3 protein-coding genes are annotated in these 3,449 nt (G+C 43.0%); all 3 read left to right on the top strand.

The annotated features are described in order from the left end of the window. Positions 1-178: 178 nt before the first annotated feature. Genes HMPREF2983_RS05050 through HMPREF2983_RS05060 form a run of 3 tightly spaced genes read left to right on the top strand, consistent with a single transcriptional unit; the run spans position 179 to position 3,169 of the window. Positions 179-1,408: a site-specific integrase gene (locus tag HMPREF2983_RS05050; protein WP_070667254.1), complete on the top strand. Its 1,230-nt coding sequence runs from the start codon at positions 179-181 to the stop codon at positions 1,406-1,408. A 28-nt stretch (positions 1,409-1,436) separates the two neighbouring features. Beyond that, complete coding sequence (locus HMPREF2983_RS05055; RefSeq protein WP_070667256.1) at positions 1,437-2,756, top strand: site-specific integrase; 1,320 nt, start codon at positions 1,437-1,439, stop codon at positions 2,754-2,756. Continuing rightward, positions 2,753-3,169: a hypothetical protein gene (locus HMPREF2983_RS05060; RefSeq protein WP_070667258.1), complete on the top strand. Its 417-nt coding sequence runs from the start codon at positions 2,753-2,755 to the stop codon at positions 3,167-3,169. Before HMPREF2983_RS05055 ends, HMPREF2983_RS05060 begins: the two co-directional genes overlap by 4 nt. Positions 3,170-3,449: the final 280 nt, after the last annotated feature.

Raw genomic sequence — 3,449 nt, forward strand, 5'->3', positions numbered from 1 at the left:
AGATTTAGGCAGAAGTTCAGTTACCAAAGCATTACCCGATTTTGCGACAGGTAACGATGAAGCAATATTCGGTAACTGAATTATTTTCGCTCGTGTGGCTGTTGCTGCTGTCGGCAGTTTTCTGCATAAGTGAGGAACGCTTTGATTTTGGTAATTTTGCCACAAAACATCAAAGCGTATGAAACACGAAAAAATGAAGGTGTTGCTCTACCTCAAAAAGAGCGGTCTTGACAAGTCGGGCAAGGCTCCTATTATGGGACGCATCACGCTTGGAAGGAGTGTTGCGCAGTTCAGTTGTAAACTATCCTGCAACCCCGAATTGTGGAATCCACGAGAGAACAGAATGGACGGCAAGAGTCGTGAGGCGGTGGAGATAAACGGCAGGTTGGAGAATTTGCTGTTGTCTGTTCAGTCGGCTTATCAAGCCTTACTTTCCAAAGGTTGCCCATTTGATGCAATCGATGTAAAGGAACAGTTTCAAGGTAGTGTGCAGACACGATGCATGCTCATTGAAAGGCTGGACATGCTCATTAAGGAGAAGGAAAGCCATGTTGGTACAGACATCAAGGAAGGAACCATACACGGCTATCACTCTACCCGAATTCATTTGCAGAAGTTTATTCAACGGAAATACAAGGTAACAGACTTGGCTTTCTCACAGCTCACAGAGAACTTTATTTATGAGTTTGGGCAGTATTTCTTAGGTGAGTGCGGTTTTCAAGAAAGCACATTCTATAATGCAGCCACGCATTTGAAGACGGTATGCAGGTTGGCTTACCGTGAGGGATTGGCTGATGTACTTCTATTTGACAAAGCTAAAATCAGCAAGGGCGACAAGAGACTGCCCAAAGCATTGGACAAGGAAGCATTAGACAAATTGAAGGCTCTCAACTTGGAGGACTTGGAGGAGGATATGGAAACGGCAAGGGATATTTTCCTCTTTGCCTGTTATACAGGTGCTGCTTATTGTGATTTGATGGGACTTGGCAAGAAGCATCTTTTCCGTGATGACGAGGGAAGTTTATGGTTGAAGTTCAACCGCCACAAGACAGGCGTACTATGCCGTATCAAACTGCTGCCCCAAGCCATAAGGCTGCTGGAGAAGCTCCACAGCGATGGAAGGGAAACATTGCTCCCTTTCATGGGATATGCCACCTACCAGTCATACTTGAAAGCCCTACGGCTTCGTGTGGGTATCTCGTTTCCCTTTACCACACATACGGCAAGACACACCTTTGCCACGCTTATCACGCTTGAGCAAGGAGTGCCAATAGAAACGGTGAGCAAGATGCTCGGACATAGCAACATAAGTATGACCGAGCGTTATGCAAAGGTTACACCCCAAAAACTCTTTGAGGAGTTTAATCGTTTCCTTTCTTTCACGGAGGATATGCAGATGAGTATTTAGCAATAGACATATTAAAACTAAAATCATTATGAGAAGTACATTCAAGATACTGTTCTATATCAACAGACAGAAAACTAAGGCAGACGGCAATACCGCCATTCTCTGCCGTATCACCATCGACGGAAAGAACACAACTATTAGCACAGACGAAGAGTGCAATCCCTCCGAGTGGAACACCAAACAGGGTTTGACAACCAATAGGAAGACCAACCAAAGAATCAATGAGTTCAGGGAATTAGTAGAGAAAACCTATCGGGACATACTGACGAGGGAAGGAGTGGTAAGCGTGGAACTTATCAAGAACTGTTTGCAAGGCATTGCCACCAATCCGACAACCCTTCTTGCTATGAGCAAGGCTGAACTGCAATCCGCCAAAGAGTCAGTAGGTAAATCAAAGACTGAAGGAACTTATCAGAACCTGTACTACTCGGACAAGATGCTCATGGAGTTTGTCAAGGACAGAGGAAATGAGGACATTCCCATTACTGCCATCACGGAGGAATTGTTCGAGGAGTTTCGTTTCTTCTTGAAGAAGCGTGAATATGCCGCATCGACCATCAATCGTTACCTTTGTTGGCTGAGGAGACTGATGTTTAGGGCAGTGAGCCAAAGAATAATCCGCTGCAATCCCTTTGAGAACGCCAAGTATGAGAAAGAGAAAAATAAGATTCGCTTTCTGCAAAAGAGCGAGGTAATGAAACTCATGTCAATGAAGATGAACGATAGAGAATCGGAACTGGCACGACTGATGTTTGCTTTTTCCTGTTTCACGGGCATGGCAATCGCTGATATGGAAACGTTGCAATATAGGCATATCCAAACGGCAGCGGATGGACAGAGGTATATCCGCAAAGAGAGACAGAAGACAAAGGTCGAGTTCATCGTACCACTGCATCCCCTAGCTGAAGCCATCATCAGCCATTGCTGGAACGAGCAGGAAAGAAACGAAGAACTGCAGGCGGTGAAAGAAAAAGGCAATAGCCTTATCTTCCAACCTCATTGCAGCCGTAGCGTGATAGATGTCAAATTGAGTATCGTGGGCAAGGCTTGTGGCATTAGGGAGAGATTGTCGTTCCACGTCGGTCGCCACACTTTCGGCACGATGACTCTTAGCGCAGGTATTCCCATTGAGAGCATTGCCAAGATGATGGGGCATGCCTCCATATCAAGTACTCAAGTATATGCGCAGGTGACAGACAGCAAGATTTCTGAAGATATGGACAGGCTCATAGACAAGTACAAAGCAAAGGACAAAAATACCACAAATGTAAATATGGAAGCAGCAACAGACACAAAGACAATTCCGCTTGTTGTCAAATCAAATGGTAGAAAGGAGGAAACAGTATGAATGCGAACAATAACTGCCAAGGAAAGACAGGCGCAAATAGTCTGCGTAGTTATTTTGATTGGGACTGCAATATGCAGGTTATCCGCAAGGGAAACGGGAAGATTGCCATGACAGAGAGTGAACTCGTGAAATTCTTCGGTGTAACGTGGAGAAAACTCAACTATAGGTTGCAAACAATAATAAAATCCTCAAACCTGCATCCTGGTGAAAGGAGTGCAGGAGAGGAGAAAATCGTTATCAATGGACAGTTCAAAGGCTATGTACCGCTATATCCATTTCCTATCATCATCGTTCTGTCCTTTATGTTAGACAGCACGGAAACTCATTTGTTCAGAAAGCATATCTGTCAGGAATTGCAGAATACTGCATTCGTAATAATACCGATATTTTTGTTTAACAATACAGATAACTGATTACTATTTTTTTTCTTTCACTGATTACATCTTACTACATAACTACACTAAGGAGTAAAATAGTGAAAGAAAAGAAATACTGTAGTACGTAAGAGGATTTTCCTGCTACTACTTAAAAACTACATATTACATCTTTTTATAATCTTTCAATAAAAGCATACTATTTGTTATTATATTCGTATCTTTGTGTCATGAAGTTACGAAAAGAGTGTAATTTATTGGAACTGAGCGTAGGTTAATTGCTCATGATAGTAATAGGTTACGATTTAGTTAGTTATCT

It is taken from the genome of Prevotella sp. HMSC077E09, from assembly GCF_001814685.1.
In the GTDB taxonomy this organism is placed as follows: Bacteria; Bacteroidota; Bacteroidia; order Bacteroidales; family Bacteroidaceae; genus Prevotella; species Prevotella oris.

Coding starts and splice junctions, on each gene's coding strand:
- HMPREF2983_RS05050 (WP_070667254.1), top strand. CDS start 179: ATGAAACACGAAAAAATGAAGGTGTTGCTCTACCTCAAAAAGAGCGGT.
- HMPREF2983_RS05055 (WP_070667256.1), top strand. CDS start 1,437: ATGAGAAGTACATTCAAGATACTGTTCTATATCAACAGACAGAAAACT.
- HMPREF2983_RS05060 (WP_070667258.1), top strand. CDS start 2,753: ATGAATGCGAACAATAACTGCCAAGGAAAGACAGGCGCAAATAGTCTG.